The organism is Amycolatopsis thailandensis (genome assembly GCF_002234405.1).
Classification (GTDB): domain Bacteria; phylum Actinomycetota; class Actinomycetes; order Mycobacteriales; family Pseudonocardiaceae; genus Amycolatopsis; species Amycolatopsis thailandensis.
In genome coordinates this window covers 70301-88648 of sequence record NZ_NMQT01000094.1, presented here as the reverse complement: position 1 = coordinate 88648, position 18348 = coordinate 70301, and the positions used below count along the sequence as shown (strand labels likewise).

19 protein-coding genes are annotated in these 18348 nt (G+C 67.7%); 10 read left to right on the top strand and 9 right to left on the bottom strand.

The window, feature by feature from the left end:
- Positions 1 to 241 precede the first annotated feature (241 nt).
- Positions 242 to 613 carry a hypothetical protein gene (locus CFP71_RS25890; protein WP_093936542.1) on the bottom strand — a complete coding sequence of 124 codons (372 nt, stop codon included), beginning with the start codon at positions 611 to 613 and terminating at the stop codon, positions 242 to 244.
- 135 nt (positions 614 to 748) lie between these two features.
- Between CFP71_RS25890 and CFP71_RS25885 the strand changes: the two genes are divergently transcribed.
- The 3 genes from CFP71_RS25885 to CFP71_RS25875 all read left to right on the top strand — a co-directional run bounded on the left by CFP71_RS25885 (position 749) and on the right by CFP71_RS25875 (position 4610).
- Positions 749 to 1540, top strand: coding sequence for an ArsR/SmtB family transcription factor (locus tag CFP71_RS25885; protein ID WP_093936541.1), 792 nt, complete (start codon positions 749 to 751; stop codon positions 1538 to 1540).
- Between the two features lie 41 nt (positions 1541 to 1581).
- Positions 1582 to 2352: a DUF3800 domain-containing protein gene (locus tag CFP71_RS25880; protein WP_244199830.1), complete on the top strand. Its 771-nt coding sequence runs from the start codon at positions 1582 to 1584 to the stop codon at positions 2350 to 2352.
- 104 nt (positions 2353 to 2456) lie between these two features.
- Complete coding sequence (locus CFP71_RS25875) at positions 2457 to 4610, top strand: terpene synthase family protein (RefSeq protein WP_093936539.1); 2154 nt, start codon at positions 2457 to 2459, stop codon at positions 4608 to 4610.
- 11 nt (positions 4611 to 4621) lie between these two features.
- Here the strand turns inward: CFP71_RS25875 and CFP71_RS25870 are convergent, their stop codons facing one another.
- Positions 4622 to 5809 carry a beta-1,3-glucanase family protein gene (locus CFP71_RS25870; RefSeq protein WP_093936538.1) on the bottom strand — a complete coding sequence of 396 codons (1188 nt, stop codon included), beginning with the start codon at positions 5807 to 5809 and terminating at the stop codon, positions 4622 to 4624.
- Between the two features lie 302 nt (positions 5810 to 6111).
- Here CFP71_RS25870 and CFP71_RS25865 point away from each other — a divergent pair, with 302 nt between their 5' ends.
- The 4 genes from CFP71_RS25865 to CFP71_RS25850 all read left to right on the top strand — a co-directional run bounded on the left by CFP71_RS25865 (position 6112) and on the right by CFP71_RS25850 (position 9549).
- Positions 6112 to 6735, top strand: a complete 624-nt coding sequence (locus CFP71_RS25865; protein WP_093936537.1) for a sigma-70 family RNA polymerase sigma factor — start codon at positions 6112 to 6114, stop codon at positions 6733 to 6735.
- Between the two features lie 453 nt (positions 6736 to 7188).
- A complete protein-coding gene (locus tag CFP71_RS25860; RefSeq protein ID WP_244199829.1) occupies positions 7189 to 7836 on the top strand; it encodes an ANTAR domain-containing protein in 648 nt (215 codons plus the stop codon).
- Between the two features lie 31 nt (positions 7837 to 7867).
- A complete protein-coding gene (locus CFP71_RS25855) occupies positions 7868 to 8581 on the top strand; it encodes a GAF and ANTAR domain-containing protein (RefSeq protein WP_093936535.1) in 714 nt (237 codons plus the stop codon).
- Between the two features lie 53 nt (positions 8582 to 8634).
- Entirely contained in the window at positions 8635 to 9549 is a 915-nt protein-coding gene (locus tag CFP71_RS25850) for a LysR substrate-binding domain-containing protein (protein WP_093936534.1), read from the top strand.
- On the opposite strand, the gene CFP71_RS25845 is transcribed toward CFP71_RS25850, so the two are convergent.
- The gene (locus CFP71_RS25845) at positions 9546 to 10538 is read right to left on the bottom strand and encodes a small ribosomal subunit Rsm22 family protein (RefSeq protein WP_093936533.1); all 993 of its coding nucleotides are present in this window, start codon (positions 10536 to 10538) and stop codon (positions 9546 to 9548) included. The genes CFP71_RS25850 and CFP71_RS25845 overlap by 4 nt on opposite strands.
- Positions 10539 to 10671: 133 nt before the next feature.
- Between CFP71_RS25845 and CFP71_RS25840 the strand changes: the two genes are divergently transcribed.
- Positions 10672 to 11091 carry a YciI family protein gene (locus CFP71_RS25840; protein WP_093936532.1) on the top strand — a complete coding sequence of 140 codons (420 nt, stop codon included), beginning with the start codon at positions 10672 to 10674 and terminating at the stop codon, positions 11089 to 11091.
- Positions 11092 to 11118: 27 nt separating this feature from the next.
- Positions 11119 to 12387 carry an RNA polymerase sigma factor gene (locus CFP71_RS25835; RefSeq protein WP_093936531.1) on the top strand — a complete coding sequence of 423 codons (1269 nt, stop codon included), beginning with the start codon at positions 11119 to 11121 and terminating at the stop codon, positions 12385 to 12387.
- A gap of 70 nt (positions 12388 to 12457) precedes the next feature.
- Here CFP71_RS25835 and CFP71_RS25830 read toward each other — a convergent pair whose 3' ends face one another.
- Together CFP71_RS25830 and CFP71_RS25825 are read right to left on the bottom strand one after the other, a co-directional pair.
- Entirely contained in the window at positions 12458 to 12853 is a 396-nt protein-coding gene (locus tag CFP71_RS25830) for a sigma factor-like helix-turn-helix DNA-binding protein (protein WP_093936547.1), read from the bottom strand.
- A 124-nt stretch (positions 12854 to 12977) separates the two neighbouring features.
- Positions 12978 to 13850 carry a nuclease gene (locus CFP71_RS25825; RefSeq protein WP_093936530.1) on the bottom strand — a complete coding sequence of 291 codons (873 nt, stop codon included), beginning with the start codon at positions 13848 to 13850 and terminating at the stop codon, positions 12978 to 12980.
- Between the two features lie 149 nt (positions 13851 to 13999).
- Between CFP71_RS25825 and CFP71_RS25820 the strand changes: the two genes are divergently transcribed.
- Positions 14000 to 14410 (top strand): GNAT family N-acetyltransferase, encoded by a 411-nt coding sequence (locus CFP71_RS25820; RefSeq protein ID WP_093936529.1) that lies wholly within the window; start codon positions 14000 to 14002, stop codon positions 14408 to 14410.
- Here CFP71_RS25820 and CFP71_RS25815 read toward each other — a convergent pair.
- From CFP71_RS25815 to CFP71_RS25800, 4 genes are all read right to left on the bottom strand, one after another.
- The gene (locus CFP71_RS25815; protein WP_093936528.1) at positions 14391 to 16082 is read right to left on the bottom strand and encodes an L-lactate permease; all 1692 of its coding nucleotides are present in this window, start codon (positions 16080 to 16082) and stop codon (positions 14391 to 14393) included. The genes CFP71_RS25820 and CFP71_RS25815 overlap by 20 nt on opposite strands.
- A gap of 1 nt (position 16083) precedes the next feature.
- The gene (locus tag CFP71_RS25810; RefSeq protein ID WP_005165190.1) at positions 16084 to 16866 is read right to left on the bottom strand and encodes an IclR family transcriptional regulator; all 783 of its coding nucleotides are present in this window, start codon (positions 16864 to 16866) and stop codon (positions 16084 to 16086) included.
- A 280-nt stretch (positions 16867 to 17146) separates the two neighbouring features.
- A complete protein-coding gene (locus tag CFP71_RS25805) occupies positions 17147 to 17554 on the bottom strand; it encodes a CoA-binding protein (protein WP_093936527.1) in 408 nt (135 codons plus the stop codon).
- Between the two features lie 34 nt (positions 17555 to 17588).
- The gene (locus CFP71_RS25800; RefSeq protein ID WP_093936526.1) at positions 17589 to 18161 is read right to left on the bottom strand and encodes a hypothetical protein; all 573 of its coding nucleotides are present in this window, start codon (positions 18159 to 18161) and stop codon (positions 17589 to 17591) included.
- Positions 18162 to 18348 lie beyond the last annotated feature (187 nt).

Below are 18348 nucleotides of genomic sequence, written 5' to 3'. Positions count from 1 at the left end.
CTCGTGGGCGACGGAGGCTCGACGGCGTTGCGAAAGCCACGTTCGCAACGTTGAGCGTTGCGAACGTGGCTTTCGCAACACCCGAAACCGGCAGGTGGGCAGGCCAGGCACACGCCACCTTTGCCCTACCCCTCAATGACCCTCTTTATCGCTCACGACCCCCTCGCGAATACACGCGAAGTGCCCAAAGTGGGCGCTCCATATGGAATTAGTGTCCCTTGTGGACACGCCTCGTGCCCCGTCATGCCGCTGCCGCGTCAGGCACTTCCCGTGCCGGGCGGATCCGCATCAGTTGCACCAGGCTGAAGCCGAACAGCAGCACGCCGAGCGGAACGTGCACCGCCGTCACATGTGCGATCCCGAGGAACACCTGCGCCAGAGTCAGCCCGAGGAATACGGCCGCCGGCAGGATCGGCTTGGGTGAGCCCCCGCCCGGCCGCCAGACGAGGACCGCGGTGAGCACGTGCAGCACCGCCACGATGAACAGCGTGTAGGCCGTGGCGCTGTGCAGCGTGTGGCCGCTCGGCGTGGTCAGCAGGAGACCGGCGCTGATCGGGGTGAGGAAGACGGCGACGGTCTGCACGGCGATCGCGACGCGCAAGGGGATCGGCATGGGAACTCCTTCGATGAGCCTGTCACCACTTCGACGAAGTAGCCGCCGGAAAGGTGACAGCCGAACTTGACATGCAGCCAGAAGGCTGCCTAACCTGAAAAGGCAGCCAGCAGGCTGCATATCAGGGAGAGCGACATGGACGAAGTGTTCAAGGCGCTGGCCGACGCCAGCCGCCGCCGGTTGCTCGACGACCTGAACGCCCGCAACGGGCAGACCCTGCGCGAGCTGTGCGCGGGGCTGGACATGGCGCGGCAGTCGGTCAGCAAGCATCTGGCCGTGCTGGAGGCCGCCAATCTGGTGACCACGGTGTGGCGTGGCCGCGAGAAGTTGCACTACGTGAACGCGGAGCCGATCAACGCGATCGCCGAGCGCTGGATCGACCGGTATCACCAGGGCCGGGTCGACGCGCTCGCCGATCTCAAGCACGCATTGGAGCAGGAACCCATGGGTACCAACGAATTCGTCTACACCAGCTACATCAGGACGACGCCGGAGCGACTCTGGAAGGCGTTGACCGATCCGGCTTTCACCAAGCGGTACTGGGGTTGCGAGTTCACTTCGGACTGGAAGCCCGGGTCCACGATGGCCTGGGAGCAGCTCGGTGTGAAGCTGGAGGACGCCGAGCAGGTCGTGCTCGAGTCCGACCCGTACCGGCGGCTGTCCTACACGTGGCACACCTTCACCCCGGAGTTCGGCAAGTCGGTCGGGCTCGACGACGACGTGTCGGCGAAACTCCAGGCCGAGTCGCGGTCGAAGGTGACGTTCGACCTCGAACCCGTCGGCGACACGGTGAAGCTCACCGTGGTCCACGACGGATTCGACGAGGGCAGCACGGCGCTGGAGATGGTCAAGGGCGGGTGGCCATCGATCCTGTCGAGCCTCAAGACGCTGCTCGAGACCGGCGAGCCGCTGCCCGAACCCGCGTAACCCGGTCGACCGCGCCGGTGTGATCGGGCACGATCTGCATCGTGGCCCTGGAGATCGCATGTGACGAGTCCGGGTCCGAGGGCGAAAAACTGATCGGCGGGCAGACCGACGTGTTCGCGCACGCGGGGGTCCGGCTGAGCGTCGAAGAGGCCGAGGGCTGCCTGGCGGAACTACGGCGCAGGATCCGCTCGCCGGCGGTCGAGTACAAGGCCAACCACCTGCTCCGCACGAAGCACCGGCGGGTCCTCGAATGGTTCCTCGGCCCGCGCGGACCGGTCCACGGGCGGGCACACGTGTACCTCGTGGACAAGAAACTGCTGCTGGCGAACGAACTCCGCGCGCTCGTCGGCCCGGAGGTCCCGCCGGACGACGCCATCCTGGCCGCGTTCAACGACGTGCTGCGGACCCGCAATCGCCGGGATCCGGCGGCGGGATCGTTCTTCGCGATGGCCGGGGACACCGCGCAACTGCGGGCGAAGGTCGCCGAAGTGCGCGAGGCCAAGGTCCTCGATCCGCTGGTGCCCGCGATCCTCCGCGCCGTCGGGTACTGGAGCGCGGGCGGCGAGAAGGTCTTCCTCGTCCACGACGAACAGCCGTCGCTCAAAGGGGAACGGCTCGCCCGGATCGAATCGAGTCCGGGGCTGGCCGGGCTGAAGTTCGTGGATTCCCGGACGGATCCGCGGGTGCAGGCCGCCGATTTCCTGGTCGGGGTCGCGCGGCGGATCGCCGAGGACGAACTGAACGGAAACGGCGACGCGGTATTGACCGAATTGCTCGGGCCGTATATCGACCCGGAGTCACGCTGGGGCTGATTCACTCTTTGGCACACCGAATCGCTCGGGTGGCCGTAGCCCCGAACGGCGGCGGGCTGGAAACGTCGAGACGTATTCGACACCGGCCCGGGAGGCAGTCGCAGATGCAGGCTTTCACCTTGCCCGAGTTCTACGTGCCGCATCCGGCCAGGATGAATCCGCACCTCGAAGCGGCGCGGGCGCACAGTATGGCTTGGGCGAGGCGGATGGGCATGCTCGATTCACCCGCGCCGTCCGGTGACGTCGTCTGGACCGAGCAAGCGCTGGCGAAAATGGATTACGCGCTGCTCTGCGCGCACACGCATCCGGACTGTGACGGGCCGTCCCTCGATCTGGTCACGGACTGGTACGTGTGGGTGTTCTTCTTCGACGACGATTTTCTCGCGCAATTCAAATACACCCGGGACATCGAGGGCGCGAAGGCTTATCTGGACCGGCTGGAACTGTTCATGACCGGGCCGGGACAAACGTCTCCCGAACCGGCCAATCCCGCCGAAGCCGGGCTCGAGGATCTCTGGGCACGCACCATTCCGTCGATGTCGGAAGCCTGGCGACGGCGTTTCGTCACCAGCACGCACAACCTGATGGTCGAATCGCTCTGGGAACTGGACAACATCGACCGCGGCCGGATCGCGAACCCCATCGAGTACATCCAGATGCGCCGCCGCGTCGGCGGGGCGCCGTGGTCGGCGAACCTGATCGAATACGCCGTCGGCGCCGAGGTGCCGGACAGGATCGCGGCGACCAGACCGATGGAGGTGCTGCGCGACACCTTCGCCGACGCCGTCCACCTTCGTAACGATCTCTTTTCCTACCAACGTGAAGTGTGTGAGGAAGGCGAGAACTCCAACGCCGTCCTCGTCTTCGAGAAGTTCCTCGATCGTTCGACGCAGGAGGCCGCCGAGCTCACCAACGACCTGCTGACCTCGCGGTTGCAGCAGTTCGAGAACACCGCGCTCGTCGAGGTGCCCGCGTTGCTGGCCGAATACGACGTCTCGCTGGCCGAGCAGGTCGCGGTCGGGCTGTACGCCAAAGGCCTCCAGGACTGGCAGTCCGGCGGCCACGAATGGCACCGGCGGTCGAGCCGGTACATGAAGGAGAGCACGGACGGCGAACGTTCGCCGAACCGGCTGGGCCTTGGCAGGCGGATCCGGCAGCAGGCGCCCCCGCCGTTCGCGAAGGCGGGACCGCTGCCGCTGCCGGAATTCCGGATGCCGTACCCCGTCCGCACCAGCCCCCACCTCGCCGCCGCGCGCGAGTACGCGCCGGGCTGGGCGCGGGGGATGGGGATGTTCGAGGAGGGGATCTGGGACGAACGCCGGTTCCACGGCATCGACCTGGCGCACTGCGCCGCGATGATCGACGCGGACACCGACCTCGAAGGCCTGAAACTGTCGACCGACTGGCTCACCTGGGGCACTTATGGCGACGACTACTTCCCGCTGACGTTCGGGCTGAAACGGGATCCGGTGGCCGCGAAGCTGTGCAGCGACAGGCTTTCCCTCTTCATGCCGCTGAACGGCGAGCCGGTGCCGGAGGCGGCGAACGCGTTCGAACGAGGTCTCGCCGATCTCTGGAATCGCACCACGGGACCGCTGACACCGTCCGTGCGGGCGGGGTTCCGGAAGGCGGTCGAGAGCATGACCGCGAGCTGGGTCTGGGAGGTGGCGAACCGGGCGCAGAACCGCGTCCCCGACCCGGTCGACTACGTGGAGATGCGACGGCGGACGTTCGGCACGGACCTGACGAAGAGCCTGGCGCTCCTCGAAATCGGCGACGTCGTGCCGCCGGAACTCCACCAGAACCGCGTGCTGTCCGAGCTCGACACCGCGGCGCAGGACTACGCGGCCTTCGGCAACGACCTGTTCTCGTACCAGAAGGAGATCGAGTACGAGGGCGAGACGCACAACCTCGTCCACGTCGTCGAGCGGTTCCTCGACGTCGGCCGGGACGAGGCCCGCGACATCACCGCCCGGCTGATGAACGCGCGGATGGACCAGTTCGAGCAGCTCGCCGACGAGGACCTGCCGCGGATGTGCGACGACCTCGGGCTCGACGACGAGGTCCGCGCGGCGGTGACGCGGTACGCGGGGCATCTGAAGGACTGGATGGCCGGAATCCTGGAATGGCACCGGAAGTGCGCGCGGTACACGCCGGAGGAACTGGAACGCGCCCGCACTCCCGAGCCGCCGTCGTTCTCCCTGGAGCCGAGGGGGCTCGGGATGTCGGCCTGGCGGATCGGGAGCGGGGCGCGCTAGAGCACGACGGATCAGAAAGCCGTCAGGGTGATCTTCGCGGTCCGCGGGTCCCCGTCGTGCACCAGCGACTCGAAGTGCCCGACGTCGTCGAACGCGAATCCGTACGCCTTCCCGTCGACCATCTGCTCGTGCACGATCCGCGAGTAGTGGTCGGTCACGGACTGCTTGTAGAACGGGCCCGCGTCATAGGTCGGCTGCGTGTGCAGGGTGCCGAGGGTCGACCGGTGCAGCGCCGCGCACAGCGTCCGCGCGATCGGGCCGACGACCTGGTCGTTCGGCGCCTGCAGCCGCCCGTCGCAGTTGAAGACGTCGCGGGTGCTCGGCTTGCTGAACGACGCCACCTGGGCGCCCGAGGTGTTCGTGAACCGCATGACGTCGTCCCCGCCGGTCTTGCCGGTGAACTTCTTGCCGGGTTCGGCCTCGAACGGGACCACGGTCAACGGCGTCGACTTGTAGGTGTTCCAGGCGCTCGTGACATAACCGTCGAGGTAGTTCCCGCTGAACTTGCCGGTGTCGAGCCCCTTGCCCGGCGCCAGCACCCGAAGGTTGTTGTACACCAGGTTCGAGAAGCCCGACTGTCCCTTGACGCCGTTGAAGATGTTCGCGCGGCCACCCGGCTTGAGGCGTCCGGCCTCCTTGTTCGCGCCGGCGCCGTTGGTCAGCCCGACGGCGTGCGGCACGCTGAACATGTCCACCTGCGAACTGTTGATGAACAGCCCGCCGTTGTCGTAGGTGAATTCGCTCCAGTCGAACAGGATGTCCCGGTTCGGGTCACCGTCGGCCCACGGCGCGGGCTGCACGAGCCCGTCCGGGGTCAGGAAGAACTTGATCTTCTGCCCGAACGACATGTAGACGCGGCCCGAGAGCATCCGCGGGATGCGCAGCGTGGTCGAACCGCCGTCGCCGGGGCCCGCGATCGCGACGTCCGGCGCGGGGCTCGGCGGGTTCGCGCCCGGCGGCCACGGGGTGAACGCGCCGCCGGCGTTGACGTAGCCGAGCTTGCCGGTGTTGAGGTTCGTGCCGAGCACGTAGAGATGGACCGCGTCGGAGCGGTTCGAATTGTTGGTGACGGTCAGCGGCAGCGGATCGGGACCGGCGGCGACCGCGGCGGGCGCCGAAAGCGCCGAAACCCCGGTGATCAAAGGGAGCGTGACCGCCAATGCGGTCAAGACGCGCCGGATCTTCCTGCGAATGCGCACAGTTTCACTCCTCGGCGGAATCCCGCCGCGGAACGCGAACGCGCCGCGACGGTGCTTGCGGATGTCGGCCGGGGGCGCGTTCCCGGCCTGGGCGAGACCTTGGCGAGGGGTCTCAGCACGGGAAGTTACGTCCAGGGTGACAACGTGTCCAGACCACTGGTGGGAATCTGTCCGGTTTCTTGCCCGTAAGGACACTTTGTCGCGGACCTTCGTGATTGAGGTGGCCGGATATCTCGACTACCGTTGGGCGCGTTCCGTCCTGGACCCCGGCGGCCGGGTTTTTCATCCGTGGGGAGCGGGGCATGGACGGCGATGAGTTTCCGGTGCGAAGAACCGGCGGCGGTGAAACGTGGATTTCCCCTGCCTGCTGGGACGATCTGGCCAAGACGGCGGCGGACGGCGCGCCGCACGGCATGGACGACCTCATGGCGGTACTCGTGCCGTGGGCACGGCAGTACACCGAAGCCCGCCTCGGCGGCCATGACCTGACCTACCTGGAACCGGCGGACGTCGCGCAGGAGATCTGCCTCGCGGTCTTCGTCGCGGTTCCCGGCTACGGCCTGCGCGGCGGGTCCTTCCTGTTCCTCATGCGCGCCATCGCGGCGAACAAGGTCGCCGACGTCTTCCGGAAGGCGGCGCGGAGCAGGCAGGTGCTGACCGGTGAGCTCCCCGAGCGCCCGGCGGTGGCCGCGGAAGAGCCGGAGCAGCGCGCGCTGCGGACCGACCTCGGGGTCCGGCTCGGCAGGCTGATGCGGATGTTGCCGGTGGCCCACCGGGAAGTGCTGGGAATGCGGGTGGTCGGCGAGCTGACGTCGAACGAGACCGCGGCGGCGCTCGGGACGACGTCGTCACGCGTGCGGGTGACCAAACACCGGGCGATCAGCAGGCTGCGGGCTTGCGCTCAGCGCCAGGACGCCTTCAGCTGAATACGGACCAGCAGCCGGAGAAACGGATTCTCCCGCTTGGCCCGGGTTTCGAGAATGCGAACGCACATGGCCCCTCCAGAGTTCGCCGACGAGCGCGCCGTCGTCGAGGGCCAGGACGAGTGGTCGCGGGTCCCACCCTAAGCGCGGAACCGGGAGCCGGAACCGGCTGAACGGACCATCGGCGCGCGCCTGGGCCATTTCGGCGATCATCGTTGCGCTCTTCGGGCTACCGCATTGGTGCCGGGGAAGTCATTGTCGTCACGGCAAAGAGACGAAAACGTGCGACAATGGCCGTGGCGTGGACGCCATGCCCACGCTGTTCGCCCTTGGCCCTGGCGATCTCGTCCGATGCCGGACAATGCCGAGAGGCAAACTATGAGGCCCCAAAGGCCCGATCGCGCCACCCGAGTCTGGGAAAAACTGCGCTTCCTCGCTTCACAAACCGATTCTGTTGTGACAGTGGAACATGCCTGCGTCATCTGCGGTGACGTCCTCGAAGCCGCCGGTGTCGGGCTCACTCTCGTCACCGGAGGCGGGTCGGCCGAGCCGGTCTTCGCCACCGACGACCGCAGCCGCGAATTGGAAGACTTGCAGTTCACCTTGGGCGAAGGACCCGCGCTGGACGTGACGCACGATGGCGTGCTCGTCGTCATCACCGATGTGACCGGGGCGGAGGCGGCACGTCGATGGCCCATTTTCACGCCCGAAGCGATCGACAGGGGCGTGAAATCGATCATCGCGGTGCCGATCCAGACCGGCGCCATCAAGATAGGCGTCGTCGACTGCTATCGCGAACTCGCCGGGCTCCCCTCGATGGAGGGCCAGGCGGAGGCTCTTGTCTGTGCCGAAGCGGCGATCGGTCTCGCTGTCGCGGACGTCGACGTCGGCAGGCCCGGACTGGCCGAACTGATCGATCTCGAATTCACCGAACATCGTGCCCAAGTGCATCAGGCCACGGGCATGGTGTCGGTTCAGCTCGACATCGGGCTCGCGGACGCGCTCGTCCGCTTGCGTGCCCACGCCTACGCCTACGGCCGGAAGCTCGGCGAGGTCGCCGACGACGTGGTGCGGCGTCGCGTCACGTTCCGGCCCGAGCCGTGATGGGACGTATGCCAAAGGAGACAGAAGAACGATGACCGACTCGGCGGCCGGCTTGCGGGAAACCTTCGTGCAGCTGGCGGACACCCTCGTCGACGATTTCGACCTCATCGAGTTCCTCGACACGCTCACGTTCAGATGTGTCGAACTGCTCGGAGTCTGTACCGCCGGCCTCCTGCTCGCCGACCCGCGCGGCACCCTCACCATGGTCGCCGCGTCCGACGAGCAGACCCGGCTGCTCGAGTTGTTCCAGTTGCAGAACTCCGAGGGTCCCTGCCTGGACTGCTACCGCCACGCCGAACCGGTGGTCTGCCCGGATCTGGTGCGTGCGCGCGGAAGATGGCCGAAGTTCGCGCGGGAAGCGCAGGACTCGGGATTCCGCTCCGTGTACGCCTTGCCGATGCGGCTGCGGGAAGAAGTGATCGGCGCGCTGAACCTGTTCGGCACTCGCCCCGCGCTGCTCGACGACGACGGATTGCGGCTGGGGCAGGCCCTCGCCGACGTCGCCACGATCGGCATCCTGCATCATCGTTTGTTGCAGCGTCAGGAAATCGTCACAGCACAACTGCAAACGGCGTTGAACAGCCGGGTGATCATCGAGCAGGCTAAAGGCGTGCTGGCCGAACGTCTGCTGGTGTCGGTGGACGACGCGTTCGGCGTATTGCGTGCCCACGCGCGGAGCAACAATCTCAAGATTCTCGTCGTGGCGAACGGAATCCTTGACCGCACAATGGATATCCCGGGCTGAACGATACCGCTTCGGCGCTTGTCCGCCCTCCGGCGATACCTAAAACTGAGTGGGTGTTCTCCCTGGAACAGCTGGTGAGTTTCGTCGCGGTGGCTGAGGAACTGCACTACGGCCGGGCGGCCGAGCGGCTCTCGATGACGCAACCTCCGTTGAGCAGGCGGATCCAGTTGCTGGAGCGCGAACTGGGCGTCGAGCTGTTCGACCGTACGCACCGCACGGTCCGGCTGACCCCCGCCGGACGGGTCTTCCTCGCCGAGGCAAGGAAGATACTGCGTTCGTCGCAAGAGGCGACGCTGTACGTCCGCCGGGCGAAGAAGGGCGAGGTCGGTGCCGTCACGCTCGGTTTCACCGCCACGGCGGCGTATTCGCACCTCGAACGCGTCCTCGCCGCGGCGAACACCGAAGTGCCGGGAATCGATCTGGTACTTCGGGAAATGGCGACCGCGGCACAGGTGGAGCAGTTGCTGGCGGGCGGGATCGACCTCGGCATGGTTCGGCCGCCGGTGGCCGGTGGCGACATCGTGACTCTGCCGCTGTGGCGGGAGCCGCTGCTCGCGGCGTTGCCGTCGGCGCATCCTTTGGCGCGGCGCAAGAAGAATCCCGACGTCCGCGACTTCGACCGCGAGCCGTTCATCATGTACTCGCCGTCGGAATGCCGGTACTTCCACGACGTGCTGGTGGCGGCCTTCCGCACGGCCCGGGTGCTGCCGGACTATACGCAGTACGCCAGTCAGGCGCATACCGTGCTCGCGCTGGTCAAGGCGGACGTCGGTGTCGCGCTGGTGCCCGCCGCGGCCGCCGCGCTGCGGTTCGAGGGGGTCGTGCTCCGTCCGGTGGACGGGATCGAGAGCCGTCCGGTGGAACTCGAACTGATGTGGCGGCGGGACAACGACAATCCGGCGCTCGGCGCGTTGCTCACCGTCATCGGCAATCTCGCGCGGCGGGCCCGTCAGTCCACTGTGGACTAGGAAGGCCAGGCGTCGCCCCATTCGGCGTCGCGGGCCGCGCGGTAGGCCGTGCCGTGCCGTTTGGTGACGATCGATTCGGTGAGCCCGGATCCGGCGCACAGGGACAGGCTGACCATGCCCTTGCGTTTGGCCGGATGCCGGAGGATCCGGCTCTCGGCCCGCTCCGGCGCCGTGCTCGAGGCGACGACGTAGGAGAACTTCTCGTCCTCGAAGCCGAGCGTCCCCGCCTTCAGCTGGCGATGCAGGCCGGTGCGCGGGAGGCGCGCGGAGAAATGGCACCAGTCCTTGCCGCGGGGGATCGGGCAGGCGCCTTCGTGCGGGCAGGGCGCGACCAAGGAGAGCCCGAGCTCGACGAGCCGATCCCGGGCGTCGACGATCCGTTCGTAGCCCGCCGGGGTGCCGGGTTCGATCAGCACCAGCATCCCGGCCTTCGCCGACAGCCAGTGGACGACGTCGGCCCGGCGGGCTTCGGGCAGCTCGCCGAGGACATAGGAGAGGGTCACCAGATCGGCGTCCGGGGCGGGGCCCGCCGGGTCGATCAGGCCGCGACGCCAGGTCGAGCCGCGGACGGCGCCCTCACCGGCGTGGCCCGCGAGCCGCCGTCCCAGCTCGATCGCGCCCGGGACCTGCTCGACGACGGTGCTCTCCTCCAGCGACGGCCACACGTCGGCCGCCGCCCAGATCGCGGCGCCGGTCCCGCCGCCGATGTCGATCTGCGTGCGCGGTGCGAACCCGGGCGCGCGGAGAGCGGCTTCGGCGAGAACGGCGTGTACGGCCGCGTAGGTGGCAGGCATCCGATAGCCCGCGTACGCCGCGATGTCGGCTTCGGAAGAGAGGATGGGCGCGCTCGCGGGGGCGTTCTCGCGGTAGCGCGTGCTGAGCCGCTCGACGGACTGGGTCAGCCTGTGCTGCGGGTACTTGCCCAGCTCCTCGTCGAGGGCTGCGCGGAGGGTTTCGGGGAGGGCGGACACGGTTGAAGATTGTTCCATGGGTGGTTGACCTGGGGTTTTCCGGCTGCTCGAATATCCCCGGAAAAAGTTCTGGGACCGTGTCGAATCCGGGGGAGCCCGTTCGACGCGTAGATGTGGCAGGGACGAGCCCCGCCGGGAACGGAGACTCGAGATGCGGTTCATGGTCATCGTGAAGAGCGACGAGAAGACCGACGTGGCCGGCGCGCAGCCGAGCGCCGAAGAGCTTCAGGAGATGGGCAAGTTCAACGAGGAACTGGTGAAGGCCGGCGTCATGCTCGCGGGTGAAGGACTGCACCCCAGCTCCGAGGGTTTCCGCGTCCAGTACTCCGGCGACACCGAGGCCAGGATCGTCGACGGCCCGTTCGCCGAGAGCAAGGAACTCATCGCGGGCTTCTGGATCCTGCAGGTCAAGGACCGGGCCGAGGTCGTCGAGTGGATGAAGCGGGCTCCGTTCCGCGAGGGTGAGGTCGAGATCCGCCGCGTGTTCGAGATGGAGGACTTCTCCAACGCCACCCCCGAGATCGTCGAGCACGAGCAGAAGCTGCGCGAGCAGGCCGAGGCGAACCAGTAGTTGCCAACGTCGCGCCGACGATGTTGATTGGTCGGCGTGACGGCAACAGCAGACCCCCGTTCGGCGATCGACGCGGTGTGGCGGATCGAATCGGCCCGCCTCATCGCCGGCCTCGCGCGGATGACGCGCGATGTCGGACTCGCGGAGGAGCTGGCGCAGGACGCGCTGGTCGCCGCGCTCGAACAGTGGCCTGAGTCGGGCGTCCCGAGGAATCCGGGCGCCTGGCTCATGACCACGGCCAAACGCCGGGCGGTCGACACCTTCCGGCGCAACGAGCGCTACGAGAAGAAGCTCGGCGAGATCGGCCGCGAGCAGGAGACCGAGGAGGAACCCGACTTCACCGCGGGCCTCGACGACCACATCGAGGACGATCTGCTGAGGCTGGTGTTCACCGCCTGCCACCCGGTGCTTTCGACCGAGGCCAGGGTGGCGCTGACGCTGAAGATGATCGGCGGGTTGCAGACGCACGAGATCGCGCGGGCGTTCCTCGCCAAGGAAACCGCCATCGCGCAGCGGATCGTCCGGGCGAAGAAGACGCTCGGCGACGCCAAGGTGCCGTTCGAGGTCCCGGAGGGCACGGACAGGGTCGCGCGCCTGTCTTCGGTGCTCGAAGTCATCTACCTGATCTTCAACGAGGGGTACTCGGCGACGGCGGGCGAGGACTGGATGCGCCCGGGGCTGTGCGAAGAGGCGCTGCGGCTCGGCCGGATCCTGGCCGGGCTCATGCCGAAGGAACCCGAGGTGCACGGGCTCGTCGCGCTGATGGAGATCCAGGCGTCGAGGTCCGCCGCGCGCGTCGGGCCCAACGGCGAACCCGTGCTGCTGATGGACCAGGACCGGGCAAAGTGGAACCGGCTCCTCATCGGCCGCGGTCTCGCCGCCCTGGAACTCGCCGAGTCGCTGACCGGCGGCGCTTTCGGCGTCTACGCGGCGCAGGCCGCCATCGCCGCCTGCCACGCGCGGGCGCGGACGGGCGAGGAGACCGACTGGGGGCGCATCGCGGCCCTGTACGAGGGGCTCGGGAAGCTGAACCCGTCGCCGGTGATCGAACTGAACCGCGCGGTGGCACTGTCGATGGCCGTCGGACCGGAGGCGGGGCTCGAAGTCGTCGACAAGCTGACGTCCGAGCCCGCGCTGAAGTCGTATCACCTGCTGCCGAGCGTGCGCGGCGACTTCCTGGCGAAGCTCGGCCGTCTCGACGAGGCCCGCGCCGAGTTCGAGCGCGCGGCGGAGATGACCGGGAACGACCGCGAGCGCACCCTGCTCCTGAACCGCGCGGCGGAGTGCACCCCCTGACTTCCCGCGTTTCGTCCTCTGGATGCGGTAGTTGCGTGTACGAACTACCGCATCCAGAGGACGAAACGCCTCAGGCGGGGGTGGGGCGCAGGGTGGTCAGGGCCCGGTGCTGCGCCAGCCGGACGGCCTGCACGGAGCAGCCGAGCGCCAGCGCGGTGTCGTCGGCGGAAAGCCCGACGAGCGACCGCAGCACCATGATCTCGCGCTGCTGCCCCGGCAGCCCCGAAAGCGGGTTCGGCAGTTCCGCGGCGGTCCGGTGGAAGTCGTCGACCAGCCCCCGCGTGACGTCGTAGGCGAACGTGAGCAGCGCGGGCACCCCGGCCGCCCCGGCGACGATCTCGCGGCAGCTGTGCTTCGCGACCTCGTCGGCGGCGTCGTAGCTTCCCGAACGCCGTCCGATCCGTGCCCGGCAGTAGCGCACGACCAAGACGCGGACGGCGTCGACGATCTTCGATCCAGTCTCCATCCGCCCGCCGGCCTCCTCCGACCGCCGCGAACCGTGTCCTTGCATCGGCTCCCTCTCCCACCTTTCAGATGAGCACGGCCGAAGGGGAGGGAGGTACGGTCTTTTTGCCCACACGGGGCACGGTTCAGGCCTCGATGAAGACGATCCGCTCGGGTTCGATCGTCAGGCCGACGGTCTGCCGCTTCACGCTCACCAGGGTTTCGAATTCCGTGGCGTGCCCGTCCGGGACGGTGAACAGGCGGTCGTCGCGGGAATCGAGGAAGTCCGAGAACCCGGTCAGCGACACCCCGCCGGTTTCGTCGAGCGCGAGGTAGTCGACGAGCCTGCGGAACAGTTTCGGCAGGATCACCAGTTCGTCGGCGAGCTGCCGCCGGGACGAAAGCTTGAACCCGGAGTTCGTGACGTCGTGCGGCCACAGCCCGAGCCCGTCCTGGCGCGCTTGGACGGCGGCTTCGGCCAAAGCGTCACGGAGATCCGGGTAAAGCAGTGAATAGAACGTCGGATAGACGAGTCCGTCCGCGATCTGCCGGTAGTTCGCCGAGTTCTTCAGCGTTTTGACGTCGAGATTGACCTTGGAAAGATCCGCCGACCTTCCGGGCCGTTGCCCGGGAAAGGCGAACGCGACCGCTCGTCCGTATTTGTCGGCGAATCGCGTCAGTATGTGACCCGGTACCTTGATCGGGGTCGACGAAGTGACCGTTCCCCGATCGTTCCGCTGGACTGTTTTGAAGCCGAGGACCTTCAGCAGGTTCGCCGCCGCGGCGTCGGCGAATTCCGCGGGCTGGTGCCACATCCCGCCGGTTCCCCTGGCCTGGTAGTGCGTTTCGAGCGCGTCGATCGCGTCGAGCCGCAACTGCATCCCGCCCCGCGAATTGAGCCGGACCTTCAGCCCCGCCTTCTTGGTCGCCTGGGGATCTTCGGGATAGAACCGAACCGAATCGCCGTCCGGTGAGGCTCCGACAAGCTGGAAAGTACCTTTGATCAGCGTCATGGGCATGAGGACAACGGTAGTTCTCATTCCGGTGAACGAACCAGGTGTTCATCCATCCAGAGCAGTCGCCGGTAAAGATCAGATGACCACTGTGGACATTCTCGGAGATCTTCTCATGATTGGCGTGGAATGATCACTTCGGGGATGCTGGCCGGATGACCGATTTCTCCTATCGTTGGCGTGACCCGGTCACCGACGACGAGATGTCCGACCTCGTCCGTTCGCACGGCGGGCAGCCCGTGCCCGGCTGGTGGAACGGCATCCGGCGGCACAGCCTCGGCTGGGTCACCGCCCGCGACACCGCCGGGACACTGATCGGCTTCGTGAACGTCGCTTGGGACGGTGGGGACCACGCGTTCCTGCTCGACACGAAGACCCGCGGGTCCTATCAGCGACGCGGTATCGCCACGGCCGTCGTCTCCCTGGCCGTGACCCACGCGCGGGCGGCGGGCTGCGAATGGCTGCATGTCGACTTCGTGCCGGAACTGCGTTCCTTCTACTTCGGCGCCTGCGGTTTCCGGCCGACCGAAGCGGGCTTGATCCGGCTCACGGGCCCGGGATCATGAAGCTCAGCACGGTCGCCTGAAGCAGCGAGATCACCCCGACCACGGCGGTCAGCACGACCGACCACAGGAACGTCTGCCGCAGTAGCGCGCCTTCCTGTCCGGACTGTCCGATCGCGGTGGCGCCGATGGACAGGTTCTGCGGCGAGATCATCTTGCCCATCACGCCACCGGAGGTGTTCGTCGCGCCGGCGAGGATCGGGTCGACGTGCAGTTGCTGCGCCGAGATCACCTGCATCGGCCCGAAGAGACTGTTCGTCGACGCGTCCGAACCGGTGAGGAAGACGCCCAGCCAGCCGATGTAGGCGGAGAACAACGGGAACAGCACGCCGGTGGTCGCCAGCGCGAGACCGAGGGTCTGCGTCGCACCCGAATAGTTCATGACGAACGCGATCGCGAGGATCATGAAGATCGTCGCCAGCGCCCACCGCATCTGGTGCAGGGTCCGGCGATAGGTGGCCAGCAGCAGCCGGGGTTTCGCGCCCATCGCGAAACCAGCCACGACAGCCGCGAGCAGGGCCACGGTTCCCGGCGAATAGAGGAAATCGACGGTCAGCGTCGCCGCGTACGGCGTGTCCTTCGGCGTGATCGGCGCGTGCTGGACGACCTCCTTGTGCAGTCCCGGCCACGCGAACACCCAGTCGGCCTTGTGCAGCAGCTTCGTCAGGTCCAGCCAGTCCGGCAGGTTCTTGAAGATCGTGCCGATCCGGGAAAGGAAGATCGCCGCGATCAGGACGATGTACGGCGCCCACGCGTACAGCGCGCCGCGTCCGGCCTTCGCCGCGCCGAGGCTCGCTCCGGTCCTCACCGGCTCTTCGCCGTCGAAACGCCAAACCGCCGACGGCTGCCAGAACCGCGTCAGGATCCACAGCGAGGCCATCGCGGCGAGCGCGGCGACGACGTCGACGAGGCTCGGGCTGATGAAGTTCGAGGTGACGAACTGCATGACCGCGAACGACAGACCGGCCGTCAGCACCGCGGGCCAGACCTCGATCATCCGTTTCCAGCCCGCGAGGACGACGATCAGGAAGCCTGGGACGATCAGCGCCAGCAGCGGGAGCTGGCGCCCGACCATCGACGAGAACAGATCCGTCGCCTGTTCGGGGTTCCTGCCGAGGATCGGCGCGGTCAGCCTGCCCAGCACGATCAGCGGGTTGCCGAGACCGCCGAACGCGACCGGCGCGGTGTTCGCCAGCAGCGCGAGCACGACCGCCTTCACCGGCGGGAAGCCGAGCGCGGCCATCATCGCCGCGGTGATCGCGATCGGCGAGCCGCCGCCCGCGATCCCTTCCAGCAGCGCGCCGAACCCGAACGCGATCAGCAGCGCCTGGAGGCGGCGGTCCTCGCTGAACCCGGCGAGGACCGCCTTGATGTCGTCGAACCGTCCGGTCGCGACGGTGACGTTGTGGAAGTACACGGCGTGGAACGCGATCCAGGCCACCGACCACACCCCGAACACCAGCCCCATGGCGGCGGAGTCGAAGGCGAGCCCGGCGGGCATGCGGTACAGCAGTACCGCGACCAGCAGCGCGGTGATCAGCGCCAGAGCGGCCGAGAGACGTGCCGACCGGCGCAGGACGCCCAGGGCCACCAGCAGCACGATGATCGGCAACGCCGCCAGCGCCGCGGACAGCCAGAGGCCGCCCGCCGGCTGGTAGTCCTGGATCCAGCCCACCTCAGCCCCTTTGCGCGCGGACGTAACCCAGTCGCAGCGACAGCGCGGCGGCGGTCCCGGCCACCGTCGCGCCGAGTTCGTCGGTCCGGCGGAGCACGCGTCCGGCGGGGCCCGCGATGCTGATCGCGGCGATCGGCCGTCCGGTGTGGTCGCGGACGGCGGCGGCCACGCAGCCGACGTCCGGTTCGTTCTCGACGTCGTCGACGGCCCAGCCGCGGCGGCTCGTCCTGGCGAGGTCGTCGAGCAGCCGGGCGGGATCGTTGATCGTCTTGAGGGTGAGGCTGTCGAGTTTCATCCGGCGGATGCGTTCGACGCGGTCCTGTTCGGGCAGCGCCGCCAGCCACGCCTTGCCCAGCGACGTCGCGTGCTGCGGACGGCGGGTGCCGAGACGGCAGGCCAGCGTGACGGCGTTGGCGCTGCGTTCGGTGGCGACGTAGACCATCGTGTCGTTGTCGGGGACGGCGAGATACGTCGTCTCGCCACTGCGTTCGGCGAGCGACGCGAGATAGCGCGGCGCGCAGCGGTGGAGATCGGTCGCCGCCATCGCGCGGGCGCCGAGTTCGACCAGCCGGGTGCCGAGCCGCACGCGGCCGGTGGCGCGATCGGCTTCGAGGTATTCGAGATTCTTGAGGGTGCCGACGATGCGGTACGCGGCGCTCCGGGAGAGACCCAGTTGCCTGGCGATCGCGTTGGTGGAAATCTCCTGGTTCTGGCCGACGTGCTCGAGAACCGCTAGTCCGCGCTCGAGAGTGCCACTGGAATCCAGGCCGCGTGGTGTGCCCACTTCGCCCTCCGTTGGACCGGGGTACCGATGACCGGCACCTGTTTCCGCTAAGCGGATTCGGACGTTAACAGCTCCGCCGACCCTTGGGAAGGTTTCTTAACAAACTGTCGACCGGACAAGTTTTCCCAGCTCGGGGGCTTCCGGTCAAGATCACCGGTTTGGACCAATCCTTTCGGCGGTTCCGATTCGGCGTATGACTTCAGGGGTCATTTTTCTGTTCACGGATATGAAAGAACCCCCGCCGGAAAATCGCGGCGAGGGTTCGGGACGGGGCCTGTTTCTAACGCACCGAGAGGTTTCCGACCGCTCGGACGACCGCGGTGCAGCGGTTTTCGACGTAGTCCAAACCGCCCTCTTCGGCGATCCGGCGGGACTCGGCGGAGACGATGCCCTGCTGCAGCCAGAGCGCCTTCGCGCCGATCGCGACCGCCTGTTCGGCGATCGGCGGGGTGTCCTCGGACGGACGGAAGACGTCGACCAGGTCGACGGGCTCCGGGATGTCGGTGAGCGAGCGGTAGACCTTCTCGCCGAGCAGCTCGTCGGCCGAAGGATGGACGGGAATGATCCGGAAGCCGTGTTCCTGCAACACGGCGGCGACACCGTGCGAGGCCTTGGCCGGATCGCGGCTCAGCCCCACGACGGCGATCGTCTTCGAACCGGCGAGGATCTCGGTGGCGCGATCGGTCATACCCGATTCAACCGCACCGGGCCCCGGGGAATTCCTAGAGCTTCCACAGCCGCAGTCCGCGTACCCGGTACACCGGCCAGACGACGTGCCAGGCGCGGCGTCGCAGGAAGACCGCGGAACAGGTCAGGACGCTGCGCGCGGACGTCGTCGCGACGTCGTGGCGGTCCGGCCAGCTCTCGCCGTGCCGCCCGGCGGCGATCCGGAAGACGTTGACCAGGCCGCGGCCCTGCATGTCGAACTTCGCGCCGGTGTCGCCGGAATCCGGGGCCAGGGAGGCGATCTCCGGGCCGAACGCGGTCGCGGGCGCCGGCCCCGCGTCGGCGGGGAGGTCACCCACGGTCGCCGAGATCGCCTTGCCGTACAGACGGCGGCTGTAGCGCGTGAGCAGCAACCGCTCCCACAACGGCAAGACACGGCGGTGCTTGAGCAGCGCCGAACACTCCGCGTGCCCGATGGCGAAGATGTCGGTCAGCTCGTCGTACGCGTTGTGCGTGGCGGGCTCGTTGAGGTGCACCCGCACCTCGTACCGGATACGCGCGGTGAGCTCGTCGAGCTCCTCGCGGCGGTCGATCCTGGTCTTCGCCCGTGAGAGCGTCCAATCGGACATGGGAAGCAGGCTAGGTGATGTTCGGGGCGGTGCGAGACCCTTTCGGCCTAATCGGTGTCGCCGGGGGCGAGCTTGACGGAGTAGGCGAGGACACGCGCGCGCCTTCAAGAACACGGCCTAATCTCGTCGTACCGGCCAGCGGAACGGGCGTCTTGTGTGGGCCTGGGTGAGGGGGCAGAGTTCGGCT